Source organism: Serratia sp. CY47444 (assembly GCF_052168635.1).
GTDB classification, from domain to species: Bacteria; Pseudomonadota; Gammaproteobacteria; order Enterobacterales; family Enterobacteriaceae; genus Serratia; species Serratia bockelmannii.
On the sequence record NZ_JBJNMH010000012.1, the window covers coordinates 111,066 to 130,868 of the forward strand.

Consider the following 19,803-nt stretch of genomic DNA (forward strand, 5'->3'; position numbering starts at 1 on the left):
CATTAAAGCTACATTGAGGTCAGCGTGATGCACGATCCGATGCTCGAATTACTGTTCAGCGAATACCGTAGAAAAGTGCTAAGCCTGCTGTTTATTGAAGCCGGGCAGGCGTTTCATGTGCGAGAAATTGCGCGGCGCACCGCAACTCAGGCCGGGACTTTACATAAAGAGTTGAGCCGGCTGGCTGAAGGCGGCATCTTGCTCAGGCAGCGGCAGGGCAACCAAATTTGCTATCAGGCTAACGCCGATTGCCTGATTTTTCCCGAGCTGGCGGCGATTTTCCGCAAGACCTGCGGCCCGGCTGCGCGCTTACGGCAGGTGCTGACTGGATTTGGGGAGGACATCGAACGGGCTTTCATCTTTGGTTCCGTCGCCAGTGGCAAAGCAACGGCGGCCAGTGATATCGATGTTCTGATCGTCGGTAAACTGTCTTTTACGGATGTAATTCAGGCGGTTTATCCGCTGCAGGCAACGCTGGGTCGGGAAATTAACCCCAAATTGTACTCGCCGGAAGAGTGGCGAGCGGCTTTGGCCGAGAACTCCGCGTTTATTCAGGACATTATGCAGAAACCCCAACTCTGGATTGCGGGAGACAAGGATGACGCTGGACAATCTGGTCGGGCTGGGACTGGAGGTGATAACGCCTGACGCGGGGGCGATTAAAAAATTGCTGGCCGCCGCCGCTCGCAACCGACGCGATGCGGGTATCACTCAGCTCAGCAATGAGAGCCGTTTCGACATGGCATATAAGGCGGTCATGCAAATGGCTAATGCCGCTTTGCACGCCAAGGGATACCGTACGCTGACCAGCAGGCTTGGTCATCACCAGACCATGATCCAAACGTTGCCGCTCACTGTAGGGTTGCCGCGCGAGGCAATGATCTGCCTGGATGCATTGCGAAAACAGCGCAATGTGGCGGATTACTCCGGTGATTTGGTGACGGATGCGGCGGTACAGGCTTGCCTTGAGCAGACAGAAGCGCTGTGGGTACGGACTATCGACTGGCTGCAGCGCGAATATCCGCAGATAGTGGCGTAAGTGGTCTCACTTCAACCCGCAAAACACCGCCAGCCGCTGGGCCAGCGCCAGCGTGGCGGCGGGGGCGCCGTCGCGGTAGTAGAGCGCCAGTTCGAAGCTGTCTATCGGCGGTAATCCTTCGGCCTCACCCAGAACCCGGTGCGCGGGCAGACGGCAGCCGGCCGGCAGCAGGGTGACGCCCAGCCCGGCGGCGGAAGCGGCGGTCAGCGCCGCCAGGCTGGCGCTGCTGTAACCGATGCGCCAGCGTTTGCCGAGGGTGTCCAGCGCCTGGCACAGCTCTTCGCGGTACAGGCCGTTGAGCGGAAATACCGCCAGCGGCACCGGCGATTGCTCGATGGCCGGGAAGGCCAGGCTGTCCAGCCACAGCAGCGGTTCTGGCCGCGCGGCGCGCGGCGGTTGCCGGCGGCGCTGCTTCACCAGGATCAGATCCAGCTCTTCACGCGCGTAGGCGCTGTGCAGATCGGCGCTCAGGCCGCTGGCGACGTCCAGCCGCAGGTGCGGGTGCTCACGGCTGAAGTCGGCCAGCAGCTCGGTGGTGGGCACGGCGAAATCTTCCGGCATGCCGATCCGCAGCACGCCGTCGCGCCAGATGCCGGTCAGCGCGTCGTGGGCTTCTTCATTTAGCGCGATAATGCGGCGCGCGTAGCTCAACAGCTTGACGCCTTCTTCGGTCAGCAGCACCTGATGCGAGGAGCGCTCAAACAGCGGCTTGCCCAGCATCTCTTCCAGCCGGCGTACCTGCTGGCTAACGGTGGACTGCGACAAAAACACCCGCTCTGCGGCGCGGGTGAAGCTGTTGCTGTCGCATACGGCGACGAAGCTGAGCAGCAGCTGCGGATTGAACATCGGGTAGCGATTCATTTTCCCACTGTTGGCTATTTTATTATTTAATTTCCCAATACTAGCGGCGTTGCCTACAGTAACGCAACGCTGCGGCGATCGCGCTGTGACGCCGCACTCTTCATTTCGCAGTACCAGGAATATACCTTGTTAAATCATTCTGTTAATTCATCCTCCTCGCGCCGCTGGTTCAACCCCCTGTTGCTGGCGCTGGTGTTGATCGGCCTGAACATGCGGCCGCTGTTGACCTCGATCGGCCCGTTGCTGCCGACGCTGCGCCAGGCTACCGGGCTGAGCTTTGGCGGCGCGGCGCTGCTGACCACGCTGCCGGTGCTGATGATGGGGCTGATGGCGCTGGCGGGCGGCGCGATCAATCGGCTGTTCAGCGAACGCAGCGCCGTGACGCTGAGCCTGCTGGCGATCGGGCTGGGCGCGCTTTGGCGCGAACTGGCCCCCGGCAGCGTGCAACTGCTGATGAGCGCGGTGCTGGGCGGGCTCGGTATCGGGGTGATCCAGGCGGTGATGCCCGGCATCATCAAGCATCACTTCCTTAAAAGCATGGCGCTGGTGGCCGGGCTGTGGTCGGCGGCGCTGATGGGCGGCGGCGGGTTGGGGGCGGCGATCACCCCGTGGCTGATGAGCGTAGGGCACGACTGGCACAGCGCGCTGGCCTGGTGGGCGTTGCCGGCCCTGGTGGCGCTAGTGGCCTGGTGGCCGGTCAGCCGTGGGCTGTCTCGCCTGGGCGCGGCGGGAGAACACCGCGGGCCAGGCCTGCTGCGCAACCGGCGCGCCTGGCTGCTCGGCGCCTATTTCGGCCTGATCAACGGCGGCTATACCAGCCTGATCGCCTGGCTGCCGCCGTATTACATGCAGCTCGGCTGGCAGCCGCAGGCCAGCGGTTCGCTGCTGGCGTTGATGACCTTTGGCCAGGTGGTGGGGGCGCTGCTGCTGCCGGCGCTGGCGCGCAATCATGACCGGCGGCCGCTGCTGTTGCTGGCGCTGATGATGCAGCTGATCGGCTTTATCGGCCTGATTTATCTGCCGCAGACGTTGCCGTGGCTGTGGGTGTTGCTTTCCGGGCTGGGGCTGGGCGGCGCGTTCCCGCTGTGCCTGGTGCTGGCGCTCGATCACCTGCACCAGCCGGCGGCGGCCGGGCGACTGGTGGCCTTCATGCAGGGCGTCGGCTTCCTGCTGGCGGGCGTCACGCCCTACCTTTCCGGCCTGCTGCGCGACTACAGCGGCGGCTTCGTGCTGGACTGGCAGATCCACGCGCTGCTGGTGGTGGTGCTGATCGCCATCACCTGGCGCTTCCATCCGCACAGCTACCGGCGGGCGTTCGCCGAATAATATTTCTGTCATTGCCGCTCCCTATAGTGACGTTGCTTTTACTTCTGGGCGATAACAACGAAAAGGGACAATGACATGCACAACACCAAAACCCGGTTGGCGCTGCTGGTCGGCTGCATGGCGCTGAGCGCCAACCTGTGGGCCGACGCGCAGCCGGTGCAAGCGACGCTGGCCGGGCATGCGCTGCTGCCGGTGAAATCCGCCGTTTCCACACCGAAGGACGCGCCGAGCGATCTGCAGCAGAGCGGCAAGTACACCAGCGGCAAACGCGTCACCGAGCTGGGCAGCGTGGCGGGCAAATCCGCCGATCGCCTGACCGGCCTCGGCCTGCCGATCAGCGGTCAGCCGCTGCAGGGCCACTCCGGCATCAAACACATGCCCGACGGCACCTACTGGGTGCTGACCGACAACGGCTTCGGCAGCAAGGCCAACTCGCCGGACGCCATGCTGTACCTCAACCACTACAAGATCGATTTCAAAGACGGCACGGTTGCGCCGCTGAAGACGGTGTTCCTGCACGATCCGGATAAAAAGGTGCCGTTCCACATCATCAACGAGAGCACCGAGAAGCGTTATCTGACCGGCAGCGATTTCGATCCGGAAAGCTTCCAGTTTGCCGACGATGCCTTATGGATCGGTGAAGAGTTCGGGCCTTACCTGATCAAGGCCGACCTGAACGGCAAAGTGCTGGCGGTGTTCGACACCCAGGTGGACGGCAAGGTGGTGAAATCGCCGGACAACCCGACGCTGATCCTGCCGGGCGCGCCGGACGGCAAACAGAACTTCCAGGTGGCGCGTTCCAAGGGCTTTGAAGGCATGGCCGCCTCGCCGGACGGCAGCAAGCTGTACCCGCTGCTGGAAGGCGCGCTGTGGGACGGCGAGCAGTTCGAGAACGTCGGCGGTAAACGCTACCTGCGGGTGCTGGAGTTTGACGTGAAACAGCAGGCCTGGACCGGCCGCAGCTGGCAGTACGTGCTGGAGGACAACCAGAACGCCATCGGCGACTTCAACATGATCGACGCCACCCACGGGCTGGTGATCGAGCGCGACAACGGCGAAGGCACGCCGGATAAGGCCTGCGCCGCCGGTGCGCCGACCGACAACTGCTTCAGCCAGGTGGCCAAGTTCAAACGAGTGTATAAAATCGCCTTCTCGGACGCCAACGTCGGCAAACCGGTCGAAAAACTGGGCTATATCGACCTGATGAACATTCAGGATCCGAACAAGCTGGCGCGCAAGCCGCTGAACGATGGCGTGCTGACCTTCCCGTTCTTCACCATCGAGAACGTGGACGTGGTGGACGCCAACCACATCATCGTCGGCAACGACAACAACTTCCCGTTCTCCTCCAGCCGCCAACCCAATATGGCGGATGACAACGAGTTCATCCTGCTGGACGTGAAGGATTTCCTGAAGTAGCGCTCCCCGGCCGCCGAATCGCCGGCGGCCGCCATTTCCCGCTTAGCGCAGTGAACAAACTGCGCTATAATCAGCGCCTTGCTTCTCCCTTCTCCAAGGAAGATCCTCGTCCCCGGTGGGGCGGCCGGACTTCAAATCCGGTTGGGGCCGCCAGCGGTCCTGGGCAGGTTCGACTCCTGTGATCTTCCGCCAAAGTTTGTCCGGGTGGTTCCTGTAAAGTCCATTAAAATGCACAAAATCAATTGATTAAATTGTGTTGTTGTCCGCTGGTGTCCGAGTATAACCGCCTGAATCTGAGAAAAATGTGTATAATGTTGCGTATAATATTTTTATACACAGAATCCACTTATACACATGCTCCTAACTGACATACAAATTCGACGTTCCAAGCCGCAGGAAAAGCCCTACACCCTCAACGATGGTCAAGGCCTGTCTCTCCTTATAAACACTGACGGAAGTAAAGGCTGGCGTTTTCGCTATCGCTATGCCGGAAAAGCCAAGCTGATGTCCTTTGGTACCTACCCTTTGGTAACGCTGGCCGACGCTCGAGAAAAGCGCGGAGAGGCCCGTAAGCAAGTTGCTAATGGCATTGACCCTATAGCAGAGAAAAAGGCGCAAAAGCTCGCTCAGAAGCTTTCTGTTGAGAATTCCTTTGAAGCTATTAGCCGTGAGTGGCACACGCACAAGGCTGACCGATGGACTCTGGCTTATAGAGAAGAAATCATGCGCACCTTTGAGCAGGATGTATTTCCGTATATTGGTCAACGCCCCATTGCCGAAATTAAGCCCCTGGAGCTGCTGGAAGTGCTGCGGCGCATTGAGAAGCGTGGGGCATTGGAGAAGACTCGCAAGGTACGCCAGCGCTGCGGAGAGGTCTTCCGCTACGCCATTATTACCGGTAGGGCGGAGTACAATCCTGCACCGGATCTCGCCAGTGCTCTGGCCGTCCCCAAACAAAAGCATCACCCGTTCCTTTCGGCCGAGGAACTACCTTACTTTGTTACGGACTTGGAAGGTTATACCGGCAGCATCATTACTAAAAATGCAGCGAAGATCGTTATGCTGACCGGCGTGCGCACGCAAGAAATGCGCTTTGCAACGTGGGAAGAGATCGATTTTGAGCGTGGTATTTGGGAAATCCCCGCCGAACGTATGAAAATGCGCCGCCCGCACATTGTGCCGCTCTCGACTCAGGTGGTTGAATTGCTTAAACAGCTACAACCGATAACCGGTCATTACCCTTACATTTTCATTGGACGAAACAATCGTAGGAAACCAATCAGTAAGGAAAGTGTGAATCAGGTAATAGAGCTGCTGGGGTATAAGGGGCGAGCTACCGGTCACGGTTTCAGGCATACGATGTCTACTATTTTGCATGAGCAAGGGTTTGACTCTGCCTGGATAGAGATGCAGCTCGCCCACGTGGACAAGAACGGCATTCGTGCCACTTACAACCATGCTCAGTACCTTGAGAAGCGTCGTGACATGTTGCAGTGGTACGCCGATTTTATCGCGGGCTTGGCCCAACGGCCCCGCCGCCAATAAATCGTTAAACCCCCTGGCGCGCAATGCTACCCCCGCCTCGCCTGCGCGCTTTCTATGTCGCTTTTCATGCACCTGCATGAGGGGCCGCAGGCCGTGCCATTGCTGGGGCCACAGGGGGGTAAAAATGCAATTTTTTGCATGCAGATTCATGCACCCTATACATGCATGTGCTCTTTGGCGAAGGCTAGCCAGGAAAAGAGCTTATTTTCATAGTATCTGCGGCAGCATTTTCATCAGGTATCTCGAAAATGGATGTGCTGAGTAAAAGGTATCACTGCAGCAGTGATGACGTTTCATCCAGGCATGGAAGTAGATAAGGCTATTTTTCAAATACCTCTCTATGAGCAATTCACAATGAAAGATTTTAGTTCCTGTAAAACTATTCACTACTGTTCACTTTCTTATAAAGATAATATAAATCAATAGATAAAGTGGTGATTAGTTGTTTTTTAGCTATTCACGAGTGTTCACTACTATTCACCTATGAAGAAAAGTTCTCTTCTCTGGCTAGCCCAGTATTGCATGTTTTTCCCTCAACGTTTTTCTATACAAGCTCGTATCAGAATCACGGATTGTGGGTAATGCTGTTCTGAGGTTCGCCGTAAAAGACGCGACTACGAATGGCGTTCTATCAGGGAGTTTGAGCTGGTAGCTTTGTACGATACTTCTCGGTATGCGGGGAGGGGGAGCGACGGATTTCCCCCCGGTCTATAAGGATGACAGGGGGAAATGTACTGTGAACTGCACGCAGTTAAACGGTTTCATCCCATAGAGTTAAACAGCTTTTGATAGGTTTCCATAATTCGCGCTTTATCCGAACTGATATAGCTCGCTTTTTCAATATACTGCAGCACTTCCCTGGCATGAACACCGGCTGCTGAGGCATAAAGGTCCGGCCATGCCTGGCTGAGCATCGCCATCCCCTTCAGCAACCTTAGCTGAACTTCTCGCATAGCGGCGCCATCGCGGGCAATCGGTGAGAAAAAGTCGTCAAGCAGGTTGAAGGTGGAAAGAGGAGAGATATGAATAGCCGGATAGCGAACGGTATTTTTCTGGTCTATATGTCGCCCATATTCCGACAGTACTCTTACTCCTCGTCCAATGACATCAATAGCTGTGCCCGGATCATTTACAGCCGGAGAGAGTGCTCGGCAGGCAATCTCTGCCAGTACGCATAGGCAGAATCTGGGATCCTGATTAAATGAACGCACATCTGAAATGCTGAGCGTTGACAATACATCAGGAATAAGTTTGCTGTTAGCGTTGTTGGTGACATACATCACGGGGTGCGAAGGATGCACAAAACTGCCAGGTTGGCCAACCAGATAGACATGAACGGGACTGTCGGAGAGTGCGGAGGCTAGCTTACCGATATCGATATGTTCAATGTAACCGATATCTTTCGGATAAACTGCAATCGTTCCCGCAGGTTGAGTGTCACTTTCAAGCCAGGGATACCCGCCTAAACAAGGATCCTGAGCCCGAGAAATGAAAGCTTCTATAGCGGTCCGCTCTACTCTGGCCGTTGTTTCTCCTACTCGGCCAAGAGACGTTAAATGCTGTATCCAGCGTAGAAGAGTTATTAAGATAAGGGCGATAACCACCAGAGTTACTGCAAATAAAATCACTCTGCCTCTTTCACCGTAAGCTCCCATGTTGAGTGCAATAATGCCGACAAGGCTGAAAAGAAAAGAACCAATGAACGTCGCCAGCACGTTTTGGGTCGTCACATCTTCGACAACCAGCCTGGTTGCTCGAGGAGTCACATTTGTTGTGGCAGAGCCATATGCTGTCACCATAATGCTCAAAGAGAACGTAGTAACTGCCAGCATACTGGACGCAAGAATGTTCAAGATATTGTCGACGGCTTCGGCCCCAACTTTTACTGAAAATGATGGTGGTATCATCGACTTAAAAAGGATCGAGATCAGTGCAGTGACAACGGCGGCTATGGCGAACAACGTTGCTCTAAACCAGAGCTTTTTAAAGGTTTGTCCCACTACCCATTGCCAGCGAGAAATCATTGCACGCTCCTTTTCGTCCTTTGTCAGAAAAGATTGCCCCAAGGGGCAATCTTTATCGAATTAGCGAACTAGATGCAGAAAATGAAGATGTTTTTCATACTGGTCAAGAATATCGTTGATTAATTGTTCCTGATTCCAGCCCATAACATCATAGTTCTGCCCACCTTCCTTCAGATAGACTTCGGCACGATAATACTTGTGTTGTTCGGCCTGTTGTTCATCATTATCCAGTGCGGCAAGCGCAAACGTGGGTGAATTATAGCCACGCAGTCTGACCTCATAGATGAAGTTGAGCTCATTTCCCAAATCAACTTCAAGATGAATGCGATCATCATGAGCGTCGTTGATGTGACTGAGTGTACCTTGCTTATTCAACTCTTCCTGGACCAGTCCCATTGCTGGTTGAATAACGTCATCCATGAAACGTTTGACTAGTGAGCGTTTAGGCAGGTAGGCAATATTACGCAATCTACGCTGCCATGGTATCGGATTACGAGCTGCAGTCGGCGCAATGGTAGCCATGCTTTGGCTCTCTTTTTTAGTAAGATCGCGGCGTAATGCCTTGAGCAATCCGTATATTGAAATCAGCAGGATCACCGAAAACGGCAGTGCGCTGGCAATCGTGACCGTTTGCAGCGCACTCAGCCCACCTGCGACCAGAAGTGCGATAGCGACAATACCCATCAACGATGCCCAAAAAATTCGCTGCCAGACCGGAGTATTGCTTGAGCCACCAGAAGCCAGAGTATCGACCACCATGGCGCCGGAATCGGCCGAGGTCACAAAGAAAACAATCACCATTGCCATGGCAATAAACGAAAGTACGGTAGAGAATGGAAAGTGCTCAAGAAAGTTAAACAGGGCCAGAGCCACATCCTGTTGCACGGTCGTTGCGAGGTCAGTTGCACCCTGAGTCATGATGAGATATATGGCGCTGTTGCCAAATACGGTCATCCACATAAGTGTGAACCCCGCAGGAACGAACAGGACACCAGTAACAAATTCTCGTATCGTTCTGCCACGAGAAACTCGAGCGATAAACATCCCCACAAAAGGAGACCAAGATAACCACCATCCCCAATACAATAATGTCCAACCGCCCAGCCAGTTGCTGGATTTAGGCTCATAGGCATACAGATTGAATGTTTTACTGACCAGCTCAGAAAGGTAGCCGCCTGTATTTTCGACGAAAGACTTTAACAACAAAACTGTTGGCCCTAATAGCAAGACCAGTGTCAGCAGCAATAAGGCCAAACCAAGATTAAGTTCAGAGAGTATGCGTATACCTTTATCCAGTCCGGAAACCACAGATATTGTGGCAAGCCCGGTAATGATAATGATCAATATAACCTGAACGGTTTCATTAATCGGAACGCCAAAGAGATGGTTAAGTCCAGCATTTACCTGCAATACACCATATCCTAAAGAGGTGGCCACCCCGAAGACGGTGCCGATAACGGCAAAAATATCGACAGCATGGCCGATGGGGCCATATATGCGGTCACCAATTATAGGATAGAGAGCGGAACGAAGCGTGAGCGGTAGGCCATGACGATAGCTGAAAAAGGCCAGAATCAACGCTACAATTGCATAGATAGCCCAGGCATGAAGCCCCCAATGGAAAAACGTCAGGCGCATCGCTTGCTTGGCTGCTTCAATGGTTTCGGGCGATCCGACCGGAGGGGAAAGATAGTGCATGACAGGCTCCGCCACTCCAAAGAACATTAGCCCTATACCCATCCCGGCAGAAAAAAGCATCGCGAACCAGGAATGATAACTAAAATCAGGCTGAGCATGATCTGGCCCGAGTTTTATGTCACCATAACGTGATAGCCCAAGAAATGTTACGCTGAGAAGTATTAGTGCGACAGCCAAAATGTAAAACCAACTGGCATTTGTGAAGATTTGCTGTTGCAGGATTTTAAAATTCCTGTCAGCAATATCAGGGAAGATTGCTGCAAACGCGACTAGAAGAAAAATTAACAAAGCAGACGTGATAAATACCGCTTTGTTAATCTGGCTCTTTGACGTCTTTGGGATAGTATCGGTCTCACTCATATGTTTTGTTCATTCCATTTTGTGTAAACACGGCCCCAGATGAGAGGTGTAATCGACACTATTGTAGCAAGATTTCTCTTGTCTTTGCAGGTGACGTATCTATGGCGTGTGTGCCACAGTCGAGTGTTTTGTAATACAAAAACAGTTATAAGTAGATTGGTGGATTATATGGCCGAGGTGGCAAATAATAAGAAAACCCACTGAATATTGGGTTTTCTTATTGTCTTTACGTTATATTTTTCTATGGCATCAGTGATGTAAGGGTGAGTGGTGAACCGATTAATAGTATAAATAGCAGTAAGCTTCCAATGGTTATTGCAGTCGCTAAATCACTTTTCATAATGGATATCCCCGATGTTATTTGGTCAACGTGCCAACGAACTCTAAAGCGGTTCGATATAGCAGAAACTGATGGTTATCTGGCGTTTTTTCCATCTCTTTAACTAGCTGTGACAGGATGTTTGCTGTGTTGATAGTCCGTTTTCGAACGATGAGATCAATCACGCATCGACCGAGCACTTTCTCCATTTCATCCAACTGCTGTGCATCGTTGTCGGTAAGATAATGGATACTCATAATACCTCCAAAGCGAGCGACCTCGCTTCATTAGCCTGGGCAAGTACTTGAGTGTGGGCAAGCACTTGTCATAGGTTAAAGGATCTCCAACCAGTTGTTGTTTAATGGAAAGCCCGCTAGGGCGGGCTAAGAGAAGCCATTCCCACAAATCAAGTATTACAAGGGGGGACAACCCCGAATGACCCTTTTAGGTTAGGAGTATTCCTATTGTTGGGCAAGTTAGAATGAGGCTTGACTAGGAAGTTTGGGATAAACCTCATAAAAAAATCCCGCACTGAGGCGGGAAAGGTGATGATGCTAGCTACATGAATTTCCTGATTTTGACGATAAGAGGCTGTTTGTCGTCGATTGGCGACAGTACCCTACATAGAGAAGGTGAACAAGGATAAAGAGAGATGCTTAAGAAAATATAAGCTATGAAGTTGGCAAAGTGAGAGCCATATACTAGCGGTGTTGGCCGCTAATGTGATGACTTTGCTAGTTTTTCAATGTTTTTTCGGCTGTTTTGACTCATTGGCTCGCAACGAAAGTAATGGCTGCGACCAGCAAGAAATGAAGAAGGATGCATCAATATAGACTGATTTGTCTTTTGGCCTAGCTTTCGAATAGCAGATGCAAAATGATTTCTGTACTAAACTAATCAGTAAATCCGGTTTACAACGGACGGTTTCGTGGGGCATCACTCTGAACTGAGTAAGGCAATCGGGAGGGCACCATGAGTTACCAACATATTGTGATTGCGGTTGATCTCAATGGAGAGAACCAGAGCATATTGGAAAAAGGCGCAGTATTAGCCAATGCGTACAATGCGAAACTGTCATTAATTCATGTCGATATTCATCATGCGCCTTATTATTCGGCGTTGGGTCTCCAGACGAACCACTACAGCGGTGAAATGCCTGCTGAGGTTCAAATTAAAAAGCAGTTAGCGAATCTTGCACTCTGCTCATCTTATCCTATACCGGACGTCATTGTAGTTAGCGGCGAGTTGCTTCCTGAGTTGAAGAGAGAAATTCGTGAGCGAGGAATAGACTTACTCATTTTTGGCCACCATCATGATGTTTGGAGTAATATTTTTTCTACGACGCGTAAAGCGATTAATAATCTGGATGTTGATATTTTAGTCATTCCATTGCAAAGCGAATAGGAGGCTTTATGAACTATCAACACGTCGCCGTAGCAACATCACTGCTTGATGAGGAGCATATTCTTATCGGCAAAGGTGTTGAGCTCGCATCGACCCTAAGTGCAAAACTCTCTTTGATTTATGTCGACGAGAATCATTCATATTACTATTCTGAGCTAGGTCGCCCTGTGCAGAACTTCTCTGAGTCTCGCTTCGAGGAGAAGATAAGACGTGAGATGATGCCTATTATTAAGTCTGCAAATTACCCTATATCAGAGATTATTATAAGGCGTGGTGAGCTAACTTTTGAGTTAAAATCTGCTGCGGAAGAGAAAGGTATCGATTTGTTTGTTTTTGGTCATCACCAAGACATATGGAGTAATCTGTTCTCTTCCGCGAGAAATGCTATTAATGTACTTGATACTGATGTTTTAGTTATTCCATTGAAGCGCTGAGTGAAGACGTCATTTTAAAAAATAGAGAGACCTCACCGAGGTATTCATTCTTGGTCGATATTACTATAGGTGGTTTGTGAGCTTCCTTTAGGTCTCGAACGTTTCTCCCTATTAATTAACGAGCCATTCATCGTCGTTATACCTGTCGCGGTGGCCAATAACGGTCAATATAGGTCAGTATGTCCATTTGATTGAAAAACAAACTAAAAAGCTCTCCCACCACACAACAACGCCTTGTTGCCACCCTGGTAAATATTCACATAATAGGGCGCTACCGAAGTTCACACAGTCCCGGCCAGCGTTGGCCGGACACAAAGAGGTAGCGTTTTATGTTGACCGTTTCCACTTCCACCCCATTTACCCCGTCGCCGGTGCTTCCTGGCGGTTACACTCCGCGCGAACGTTTTATTCGCCTGCCGGAAGTGCTCTACACCACCGGTCTGTCCCGCTCCACCGTGTACGAGATGATGAGTCGCCGACAGTTCCCGGCTCAGGTCTCCCTCGGCGGTAAAAATGTTGCCTGGCTGGCCTCCGAGGTCGAACAGTGGATGGACGAACGTATTGCCAACCGTCATCAGGGGAGCGCCAAGTGATGCAGTTAACCCTCGGGCGGCACAGTTTTACCCTGAGCGACAATGACGCCCGGTTTGTAGCGGAAGCCATCTTGTTGCAGCGCAAACACCCGGATATCGTTTTGCCTGAGCACCGCAGCGAAAAACACGGTGTGATTTGCCTGGCGAACCGGCAGGCTGAGCTGCGTCGTATCTGTGCCGACGAAGTGGTTGATCACAATGCGATCGATTGAACGTCCGGGTGCGTCTTACGGCTTGCCCCCACGTCCGGCCCTGCGCTATAGTCCTCCCGCTGCCGCAAAATCGGCAGCCGGGCGTAGGAACCCGAGTTACTTCAAGGCGACACAACACGCGCCAGGCGTGTTTTTTTATGTCGTAGCCTTTGTGCGCTCATTTTTTGCGCGGTGGATGTTATGCTATCGCAGCAGTCAATCAATGGTGGCTCAGGCGGGGCAGCCTTCGGGCTGGCCGGTTCCCTTGAAGGCCGGTATTCCTACCCCCGTCTGGGCTACCACCCATAAGTGTAGGAACTTCGGTGGTAGCAATAACCTTTACTTCAAGGAGGCTGCCACCATGGCTACGACCCTCACCCCGACTCACCCGACATTCTGCTTTTTGTTTGCGGCCGTGCGCCGTTCTGCGCTGACGGCTTCGCCCCGTATGGTGCGCACCGTGGCGGATAGCGAACGCAACGCCCGCCGCCTGCTGGCCCGTGATTACGTGTTGTCCTTTGCCGGTCGTCTGCCGGTTAAGGCGGCAGCATGAACACCCTGGCCGACCGTTACTACCGTGACACCCATTACCCTATTCCGCACGCCGATTTTCTGCGTCTCCAGCACGCGCACGCCACCGGCGTGCTGTTCCTTGACCTGCTGGACACCCTCGACCTCGGCGGGCAGCGCCCCGATGCCGTGCAACAGGCATCGTTTGCCTCGGTCATTGCTATGTTGACCGACCAGCTCGGCCACGTCGTCAACACCTGTGAAACCCAGATTCTTGCCCGCATGGAGGCCACCTCCGCATGAACACCCAATCCTGTTTACCGATTGAAGTCCGTACCGCCGTTTTCCGCCGCGCCGTGGCGCAAGCCTATCTGGATACCTGCGCCTTTTACCGGGTGAGCCTCGGGTACACGCTGGACGAGCTGCAGATGACGATTGCTCTGCGCCTGGAGGGGCACTTTGTGCGTCAGTACGGCGCAGAGGATGGCATGGACATGGCGTGCACGATGTTGAGTGACATGGTGCAGCCGGACGTTCTGGTGGCCGCGCCGCGCCTGACCGCGCTGGGGCAAAAGATGATGGACGAGCTGTGCTGCGTGCGCCTGTCGGCAGCGCAGAACGCCACCGTACACTGAGGAGAAGAGCATGAGCGCCCAGTTCGTTTCCCAGACCGTACGCACCGCCACCGGCCACTGGCCGGTGATACTCCCGGCCCTCGGCATCGCCTTGCAGCCGAACGGCAAACCGCAGCCGTGCCCGACCTGCGGCGGTAAAGACCGCTTCCGTTTCGACAACCAGGACGGGCGCGGCACCTGGTTCTGCAATCAGTGCGGGGCCGGTGACGGCCTCAACCTGGTGGAGAAGGCCCTGTCACTGTCTGCCCGGGCTGCCGCCGAACAGGTGGCTGCCGTGATGGGAGAAAACACCAACGCTCTGCCACCGGCCGCTGAGACTGGTCATTCAACGAAAGATAAGGTCGAGTCTCAGAGCAAGGCCGCGCGACAGGCACAGGCTCTGGTGGCTGCCGCGCAGTCCCAGACCGGCAATGCCTATCTGAGCGCCAAAGGCTGGCCGGAGGCAGAAACCCTGACCCTGCACGGCCAGTCGCTGCGCGTCGGCGGTATCACCTACCACCCCGGCGACCTGCTGTTGCCGCTGTACAATGCCGGGGGAGAAGTGGTTAACGTGCAGCTGATTAACGCCGCCGGTGACAAGCGCATGCTGGCAGGCGGGCAGGTGAAAGCCGCCTGCCACACTTTGAGCGGCCTGGACAACGCGGTTATCTGGCTCACCGAGGGCTACGCCACCGGCCTCACCGTGCATCGCCTGACCGGCGAAACGGTGTGCGTGGCGCTCAGCGCCAATAACCTGACGGCCGTGGCGCAGCAGGTGCGCAGCCACTACCCGGATGCGAGGCTGCTGCTGGCGGCCGATAATGACCGCAGCGGCACCGGGCAGACCCGCGCCGCCGAGGCGGCCACACTCACCGGCGGCACTCCGGCACTGCCGCCCACGGAGGGCGACTGGAACGACGTCTACTGTCAGCAGGGCGCTGAGTCCACGCGCGCCCAGCTCCAGGCGTTCAGCCAGCCGTCGCAGCCGAGCCCGTTCGACACGCTGAGCGATGCAGACCTCAAAGCCATGAGCGCCAGCGAGAAGGCCGAGCTGCTGGCCGAGCACTACGGCAACACCCTGGCGGTGCCGCCGGTAGGGGAAGAGCTGTGCCGCTATACACGCGGCGCCTGGCAGGTGCTGCCACACCGGCAACTGAGCCGGGAGATTGCCGCATTGTTCCAGAAGGTGCGCGCGCCGTTCTCCGCCGCCGGTATCAACAGCATCCTGGACACCCTCAAGCTGATGGTGCCGCAGATGGGCGAGCCTGCCCGCCGGTTGATTGGTTTTCGTAACGGGGTGTTTGATACCGTCAGCGGCCAGTTCAGCGCTCACCGGCAAGAACACTGGCTGCGCACCGTCAACAGCGTAGACTACACGCCGCCGCGTGCCGGTGAGAACCTGGCCGACCATGCGCCGCACTTCTGGCAGTGGCTGACGCGGGCCGCCGGGGGCAACCACGACAAGCAAGAGCGCATCCTCGCGGCGCTCTTTATGGTGCTGGCCAACCGCTACGACTGGCAGCTGTTCCTCGAGGTGACCGGCCCCGGCGGCAGCGGCAAGAGCGTAATGGCGGCCATTGCCCGGCTGCTGGCCGGTGCCGATAACACCACCTCGGCCACCATTGATAATCTGGAGTCGGCGCGCGAGCGGGCCAGCGTGGTCGGCTACTCGCTGATACTCCTGCCTGACCAGGAAAAGTGGAGCGGTGACGGGGCGGGTATCAAGGCCATCACCGGCGGCGATGCGGTTGCCATCGACCCGAAGTACCGCGACGCCTACGCCGCCTACATCCCGGCGGTGATACTGGCGGTGAACAACAACCCGATGCAGTTCAGCGACCGCAGCGGTGGGGTATCCCGTCGGCGGGTGATTATCACCTTCCCGGACGCGATACCGCTGGCCGAGCGCGACCCGCAGTTGCTGGAGAAAATCACCCAGGAGCTGGCGGTCATTGTGCGCCACCTGATGCAGCGATTTGCCAACCCGAATGACGCCCGCACACTACTTCAGGCGCAGCAAAGCTCAGACGAGGCGCTGAACATCAAACGCCAGGCCGACCCGCTGGTCGATTTTTGTGGCTACCTGACGGTGCTGGGCACCCCGGAAGGGATGATGATCGGCAATGCCAACATCACTCCGCCGAACCCGCGCCGCTACCTGTACCACGCCTATCTGTCGTTTATGGCGGCTCGGGGCTATCAGCACGTGATGAACCTGACGGCGTTCGGTCTGGCAGTGCCGCAAACGCTGAGAGAGTATGAGAAAACCCTGCTCAAGCGTAAAACCCGGCTGGGGATGCAGACTAATGTGGTATTGAGTGAAGAGTGCGAAGCGGACTGGCTGCCGAAGTGCGGGGCGGTGTGATGATCGGCCGGGCCGATCAATAGACCTTTATTGATCTGCCGAACCCATTGGACGCTCAATCGTTGCACCGCCTATAGTGACATTGAAAGATATGCAGCAACACCAGGGCATTACCTCGGCCGTCCTACGGCCGACCTAATAATGACAAGCGCTCCCCAAACCGGCTCAGGCCGGTTTTTTTGTGTCTGCATCTCTAGGTTACCATCAAAGCGTAGCACGGGGGTTACACTAAGTGAGATAAAAATATTTATTTTATGTTTAAAATCAATCATATGAATGGTTTGTGTTGGTTGGCCTTTTACAAGAAATCGGAAACATACTCTTGATTAAGAGGGACTAAAAGATTTCTAAAGTATGTATTTAATAATCAACAGATTCCTTGATGATGAGCGTTTTGATAGTGGCTGCAGTATTTGGCATTCAGCAAAAAAGTTCAAATATGCGAACCATTCCCCATAGTTATGCTTGCAAATGTCGATTTTTTACGACAGGTTACATATGTGTTAATTAGTTACGTGTTGTAACTATAAAACTTAACATAAAAAATCTCACGCTAGACGGCGCACCCCGGTGTTAAGCAGTTGAACAACTAACTTTACCGGGCATCAACGAAGGGGTTGGATTGCATGAATGAATTTGTCAATGCCGTCAACGGCGTGATCTGGAGCCAGGCGCTCATTTATCTGTGTTTGGGAACCGGCCTTTATTTTTCTTTGCGTACCCGTTTTTTGCAACTGCGTCATCTGAAAGGAATGGTACGTTTGATATTCCAGGGCAAAGCGAATGCCGCCGGGGTATCTTCATTCCAGGCGTTATCCATGACTCTGGCTGGGCGAGTGGGAACCGGTAACATTGCAGGGGTTGCGACCGCTATTACATTCGGTGGTCCGGGGGCATTGTTCTGGATGTGGATGGTTGCGTTTTTGGGGGCCAGTTCGGCTTTTGTAGAGTCGACATTGGGTCAGGTTTATAAAGAGAAGTTGGATGGTGAGTATCGTGGCGGCCCTGCCTTCTATATTGAGAAAGGGCTGGGCATGAAGTGGTACGCCTGGATTTTTGCCCTCGCCACCATTTTCTCTTGCGGCGTGTTGCTACCGGGCGTACAGGCCAACTCCATCGGCGCCAGTCTGGATATTGCATTCGGTATCAGCCCAAATGTTACTGCAGCACTTATCGCTCTGTTGTTGGGGTTCATCATTTTCGGTGGGGTGAAGCGCATTGCGAGTTTTGCCGGTACCGTGGTGCCATTTATGGCACTGGGTTACATCATTGTGGCCTGCGTGATAGTAGCGCTCAATATTGACCAACTACCGGGTGTGATTCTGCTGGTCTGGAAAAGTGCGTTCGGTCTTGACGCTGGATTTGGCGCGATACTGGGGCTTGCGATCATGTGGGGTGTGAAGCGGGGTGTTTATTCCAACGAAGCCGCGCAGGGGACCGGCCCGCATGCGTCTTCCGCTGCTGCCGTCAGTCACCCGGCCAAGCAGGGGTTGGTGCAGGCGTTCTCTGTCTATATCGATACCTTGTTTGTCTGCTCCGCTACTGGCTTCATGTTGCTGATTACTGGCCTGTACAACGTTCAGGGGCCAGAGGGGGCAGCACTCTATACGGGAATTGCCGGTGTTGCCGCCGGACCAGGATATGTTCAGACTGCGATGGAAAGTATGATGCCTGGTTTTGGTAGCTATTTCGTTGCTATTGCGCTTTTCTTCTTCGCGTTTACGACCATCGTGGCTTACTACTATATTGCAGAAACCAATGTTGCCTACCTCAATCGTAAGATACATCGCCCCTGGCTTACCTTTGTGCTGAAAATCGGGCTGATGGCCTCGGCCGTTTACGGCACGGTCAAGACAGCGGATTTGGCATGGGGGTTGGGGGATATTGGTGTGGGGCTGATGGCGTGGCTGAACATCATCGCCATTTTGCTACTGCGTAAGACGGCGTTTACCTGCCTAAAGGACTATGAAAAGCAACTTGCCGAAGGTGTTGACCCTGTATTCCACCCTGAGACGCTCGGCATTGAACGGGCTGACTATTGGGTTAATAACCGCGCTGAGGTAAATCGGATTCGTGAAGCAACAGGCAACATTGATGAAAATGCAGGTTTTCCCGGAAGATAGTGCATCATGAGGGACTTACATCATCTGATTATGCTTTCAGTCAACCGGCTTAGGCCGGTTTTTATTGCCAACTGAAAACCACGTCCTGTGGGCGTGGTCATCAACGGGTTTTGGCTCTGCCTTATTGTCTTTGGATTTAAATCTCACAGAACTGGCATAGGCTTCTTTTTAAGGGTTTTTGGTACGCCCTTCCAGGGCAAAATCAATGCCGCCTTCTATGAAGGCGGATTTTAACTTAAATTAAATGAATTAATTTCGAGCTGACTATAGTAAATAGTTTTGTGCCGTGTTCCGGCCAGGTACATCATGATGAATAAGTTAAGCATGTCCATAGGCTGCTCTGCTCATACTGCTGGGATGAAAACCGTACAGTGAATGGTTGGTTTCTGTGCAAGTTCGGATAGTTCGTCTTGGTATTAGATGTATTAGCCCAGACGTGAGCTGACAGCATTCTCTGGCAGCACACAATCAAGTCCAACAGTTCGCTCTGAGCAAGGAGCGGACGCCGGTGTGAAGTAAACAGGTGCCCGATAATATTACGCGGAAAGATTACTTAACTCGTTTCCCCGTTTCGTCAATGACCTTTTCACCGTCCTCTTTGGTAAAAGAACCTTTCTGATCTTCAGGTAGAATATCCAGTACAATTTCTGAGGGACGACAAAGACGTGTGCCAAGTGGCGTCACTACAATCGGCCGATTAATTAGGATCGGATGCTGAAGCATAAAATCAATCAACTGCTCATCAGAAAATTTGTCTTCATCAAGACCCAACAGCTCATAAGGTTCAACGTTCTTACGCAGCAATGCGCGTACTGAAATCCCCATATCTGAAATCAGTTTGATCAGTTCTTTACGCGTCGGGGGCGTATCGAGATAATAAATAATGGTTGGTTCGTTACCGCTGTTGCGGATCATCTCCAGCGTGTTACGTGAGGTTCCACAGGCCGGGTTGTGATAGATGGTAATGTTGCTCATATC

General features: G+C 53.8%; 19 protein-coding genes and 1 tRNA gene. 15 read left to right on the forward strand and 5 right to left on the reverse strand.

Annotated features, from left to right (window positions below; genetic code table 11):
• The first annotated feature begins 27 nt into the window (after nucleotides 1–27).
• A complete protein-coding gene (locus ACJ8IL_RS16335) occupies nucleotides 28–648 on the forward strand; it encodes a nucleotidyltransferase domain-containing protein (protein WP_043140802.1) in 621 nt (206 codons plus the stop codon).
• Entirely contained in the window at nucleotides 599–1,039 is a 441-nt protein-coding gene (locus ACJ8IL_RS16340; RefSeq protein ID WP_060434876.1) for a hypothetical protein, read from the forward strand. The genes ACJ8IL_RS16335 and ACJ8IL_RS16340 overlap by 50 nt, the downstream gene beginning before the upstream one ends.
• 6 nt (nucleotides 1,040–1,045) lie before the next feature.
• Here ACJ8IL_RS16340 and ACJ8IL_RS16345 read toward each other — a convergent pair whose 3' ends face one another.
• Nucleotides 1,046–1,900, reverse strand: coding sequence for a LysR family transcriptional regulator (locus ACJ8IL_RS16345; protein ID WP_060434874.1), 855 nt, complete (start codon nucleotides 1,898–1,900; stop codon nucleotides 1,046–1,048).
• Between the two features lie 126 nt (nucleotides 1,901–2,026).
• Between ACJ8IL_RS16345 and ACJ8IL_RS16350 the strand changes: the two genes are divergently transcribed.
• From ACJ8IL_RS16350 to ACJ8IL_RS16365, 4 genes are all read left to right on the forward strand, one after another.
• Entirely contained in the window at nucleotides 2,027–3,226 is a 1,200-nt protein-coding gene (locus tag ACJ8IL_RS16350; RefSeq protein WP_442516667.1) for a cyanate transporter, read from the forward strand.
• A gap of 75 nt (nucleotides 3,227–3,301) precedes the next feature.
• Nucleotides 3,302–4,645 carry an esterase-like activity of phytase family protein gene (locus ACJ8IL_RS16355; protein WP_261426320.1) on the forward strand — a complete coding sequence of 448 codons (1,344 nt, stop codon included), beginning with the start codon at nucleotides 3,302–3,304 and terminating at the stop codon, nucleotides 4,643–4,645.
• A 97-nt stretch (nucleotides 4,646–4,742) separates the two neighbouring features.
• A tRNA-Sec gene (locus ACJ8IL_RS16360) sits at nucleotides 4,743–4,837 on the forward strand.
• 162 nt (nucleotides 4,838–4,999) lie between these two features.
• Complete coding sequence (locus ACJ8IL_RS16365; protein WP_125460799.1) at nucleotides 5,000–6,190, forward strand: tyrosine-type recombinase/integrase; 1,191 nt, start codon at nucleotides 5,000–5,002, stop codon at nucleotides 6,188–6,190.
• Between the two features lie 761 nt (nucleotides 6,191–6,951).
• Here ACJ8IL_RS16365 and ACJ8IL_RS16370 read toward each other — a convergent pair.
• The 3 genes from ACJ8IL_RS16370 to ACJ8IL_RS16380 all read right to left on the reverse strand — a co-directional run bounded on the left by ACJ8IL_RS16370 (nucleotide 6,952) and on the right by ACJ8IL_RS16380 (nucleotide 10,848).
• Nucleotides 6,952–8,214 carry a DUF2254 domain-containing protein gene (locus ACJ8IL_RS16370; protein WP_060431162.1) on the reverse strand — a complete coding sequence of 421 codons (1,263 nt, stop codon included), beginning with the start codon at nucleotides 8,212–8,214 and terminating at the stop codon, nucleotides 6,952–6,954.
• Between the two features lie 60 nt (nucleotides 8,215–8,274).
• Nucleotides 8,275–10,272 carry a BCCT family transporter gene (locus tag ACJ8IL_RS16375; RefSeq protein ID WP_442516668.1) on the reverse strand — a complete coding sequence of 666 codons (1,998 nt, stop codon included), beginning with the start codon at nucleotides 10,270–10,272 and terminating at the stop codon, nucleotides 8,275–8,277.
• Between the two features lie 357 nt (nucleotides 10,273–10,629).
• Nucleotides 10,630–10,848: a biofilm development regulator YmgB/AriR family protein gene (locus ACJ8IL_RS16380; protein WP_021504133.1), complete on the reverse strand. Its 219-nt coding sequence runs from the start codon at nucleotides 10,846–10,848 to the stop codon at nucleotides 10,630–10,632.
• A 715-nt stretch (nucleotides 10,849–11,563) separates the two neighbouring features.
• On the opposite strand from ACJ8IL_RS16380, the gene ACJ8IL_RS16385 reads away from it, so the two are divergent.
• The 9 genes from ACJ8IL_RS16385 to ACJ8IL_RS16425 all read left to right on the forward strand — a co-directional run bounded on the left by ACJ8IL_RS16385 (nucleotide 11,564) and on the right by ACJ8IL_RS16425 (nucleotide 18,825).
• On the forward strand, nucleotides 11,564–11,995 hold the full coding sequence (locus ACJ8IL_RS16385) for a universal stress protein (RefSeq protein ID WP_261438536.1): 432 nt from the start codon (nucleotides 11,564–11,566) through the stop codon (nucleotides 11,993–11,995).
• Nucleotides 11,996–12,003: 8 nt separating this feature from the next.
• Entirely contained in the window at nucleotides 12,004–12,429 is a 426-nt protein-coding gene (locus tag ACJ8IL_RS16390; RefSeq protein WP_240275326.1) for a universal stress protein, read from the forward strand.
• A gap of 329 nt (nucleotides 12,430–12,758) precedes the next feature.
• Complete coding sequence (locus ACJ8IL_RS16395) at nucleotides 12,759–13,022, forward strand: helix-turn-helix transcriptional regulator (protein ID WP_125460798.1); 264 nt, start codon at nucleotides 12,759–12,761, stop codon at nucleotides 13,020–13,022.
• Nucleotides 13,022–13,234: a hypothetical protein gene (locus ACJ8IL_RS16400; protein WP_225528312.1), complete on the forward strand. Its 213-nt coding sequence runs from the start codon at nucleotides 13,022–13,024 to the stop codon at nucleotides 13,232–13,234. The genes ACJ8IL_RS16395 and ACJ8IL_RS16400 overlap by 1 nt, the downstream gene beginning before the upstream one ends.
• Nucleotides 13,221–13,766: a host cell division inhibitor Icd-like protein gene (locus tag ACJ8IL_RS16405; protein ID WP_052210568.1), complete on the forward strand. Its 546-nt coding sequence runs from the start codon at nucleotides 13,221–13,223 to the stop codon at nucleotides 13,764–13,766. The genes ACJ8IL_RS16400 and ACJ8IL_RS16405 overlap by 14 nt, the downstream gene beginning before the upstream one ends.
• Entirely contained in the window at nucleotides 13,763–14,026 is a 264-nt protein-coding gene (locus ACJ8IL_RS16410; RefSeq protein ID WP_442516669.1) for a hypothetical protein, read from the forward strand. Before ACJ8IL_RS16405 ends, ACJ8IL_RS16410 begins: the two co-directional genes overlap by 4 nt.
• Nucleotides 14,023–14,358: a DUF5375 family protein gene (locus tag ACJ8IL_RS16415; RefSeq protein ID WP_442516670.1), complete on the forward strand. Its 336-nt coding sequence runs from the start codon at nucleotides 14,023–14,025 to the stop codon at nucleotides 14,356–14,358. The genes ACJ8IL_RS16410 and ACJ8IL_RS16415 overlap by 4 nt, the downstream gene beginning before the upstream one ends.
• Before the next feature lie 10 nt (nucleotides 14,359–14,368).
• The gene (locus ACJ8IL_RS16420; RefSeq protein WP_442516671.1) at nucleotides 14,369–16,702 is read left to right on the forward strand and encodes a primase-helicase zinc-binding domain-containing protein; all 2,334 of its coding nucleotides are present in this window, start codon (nucleotides 14,369–14,371) and stop codon (nucleotides 16,700–16,702) included.
• Between the two features lie 626 nt (nucleotides 16,703–17,328).
• Nucleotides 17,329–18,825 (forward strand): alanine/glycine:cation symporter family protein, encoded by a 1,497-nt coding sequence (locus ACJ8IL_RS16425; protein ID WP_021504124.1) that lies wholly within the window; start codon nucleotides 17,329–17,331, stop codon nucleotides 18,823–18,825.
• 549 nt (nucleotides 18,826–19,374) lie between these two features.
• Here ACJ8IL_RS16425 and arsC read toward each other — a convergent pair.
• Entirely contained in the window at nucleotides 19,375–19,800 is a 426-nt protein-coding gene (gene arsC, locus ACJ8IL_RS16430) for a glutaredoxin-dependent arsenate reductase (protein ID WP_076741158.1), read from the reverse strand.
• Between the last annotated feature and the right edge of the window lie 3 nt (nucleotides 19,801–19,803).

Bases quoted from the DNA above. Each gene is read 5' to 3' on its own strand.
- ACJ8IL_RS16370 (WP_060431162.1), bottom strand. From the start codon at position 8,214: ATGATTTCTCGCTGGCAATGGGTAGTGGGACAAACCTTTAAAAAGCTC.
- ACJ8IL_RS16355 (WP_261426320.1), top strand. From the start codon at position 3,302: ATGCACAACACCAAAACCCGGTTGGCGCTGCTGGTCGGCTGCATGGCG.
- ACJ8IL_RS16405 (WP_052210568.1), top strand. From the start codon at position 13,221: ATGCGATCGATTGAACGTCCGGGTGCGTCTTACGGCTTGCCCCCACGT.
- ACJ8IL_RS16410 (WP_442516669.1), top strand. From the start codon at position 13,763: ATGAACACCCTGGCCGACCGTTACTACCGTGACACCCATTACCCTATT.
- ACJ8IL_RS16415 (WP_442516670.1), top strand. From the start codon at position 14,023: ATGAACACCCAATCCTGTTTACCGATTGAAGTCCGTACCGCCGTTTTC.
- ACJ8IL_RS16400 (WP_225528312.1), top strand. From the start codon at position 13,022: ATGCAGTTAACCCTCGGGCGGCACAGTTTTACCCTGAGCGACAATGAC.
- ACJ8IL_RS16380 (WP_021504133.1), bottom strand. From the start codon at position 10,848: ATGAGTATCCATTATCTTACCGACAACGATGCACAGCAGTTGGATGAA.
- ACJ8IL_RS16335 (WP_043140802.1), top strand. From the start codon at position 28: ATGCACGATCCGATGCTCGAATTACTGTTCAGCGAATACCGTAGAAAA.
- ACJ8IL_RS16375 (WP_442516668.1), bottom strand. From the start codon at position 10,272: ATGAGTGAGACCGATACTATCCCAAAGACGTCAAAGAGCCAGATTAAC.
- ACJ8IL_RS16420 (WP_442516671.1), top strand. From the start codon at position 14,369: ATGAGCGCCCAGTTCGTTTCCCAGACCGTACGCACCGCCACCGGCCAC.
- ACJ8IL_RS16390 (WP_240275326.1), top strand. From the start codon at position 12,004: ATGAACTATCAACACGTCGCCGTAGCAACATCACTGCTTGATGAGGAG.
- ACJ8IL_RS16365 (WP_125460799.1), top strand. From the start codon at position 5,000: ATGCTCCTAACTGACATACAAATTCGACGTTCCAAGCCGCAGGAAAAG.
- ACJ8IL_RS16395 (WP_125460798.1), top strand. From the start codon at position 12,759: ATGTTGACCGTTTCCACTTCCACCCCATTTACCCCGTCGCCGGTGCTT.
- ACJ8IL_RS16340 (WP_060434876.1), top strand. From the start codon at position 599: ATGACGCTGGACAATCTGGTCGGGCTGGGACTGGAGGTGATAACGCCT.
- ACJ8IL_RS16385 (WP_261438536.1), top strand. From the start codon at position 11,564: ATGAGTTACCAACATATTGTGATTGCGGTTGATCTCAATGGAGAGAAC.
- arsC (WP_076741158.1), bottom strand. From the start codon at position 19,800: ATGAGCAACATTACCATCTATCACAACCCGGCCTGTGGAACCTCACGT.
- ACJ8IL_RS16425 (WP_021504124.1), top strand. From the start codon at position 17,329: ATGAATGAATTTGTCAATGCCGTCAACGGCGTGATCTGGAGCCAGGCG.
- ACJ8IL_RS16345 (WP_060434874.1), bottom strand. From the start codon at position 1,900: ATGAATCGCTACCCGATGTTCAATCCGCAGCTGCTGCTCAGCTTCGTC.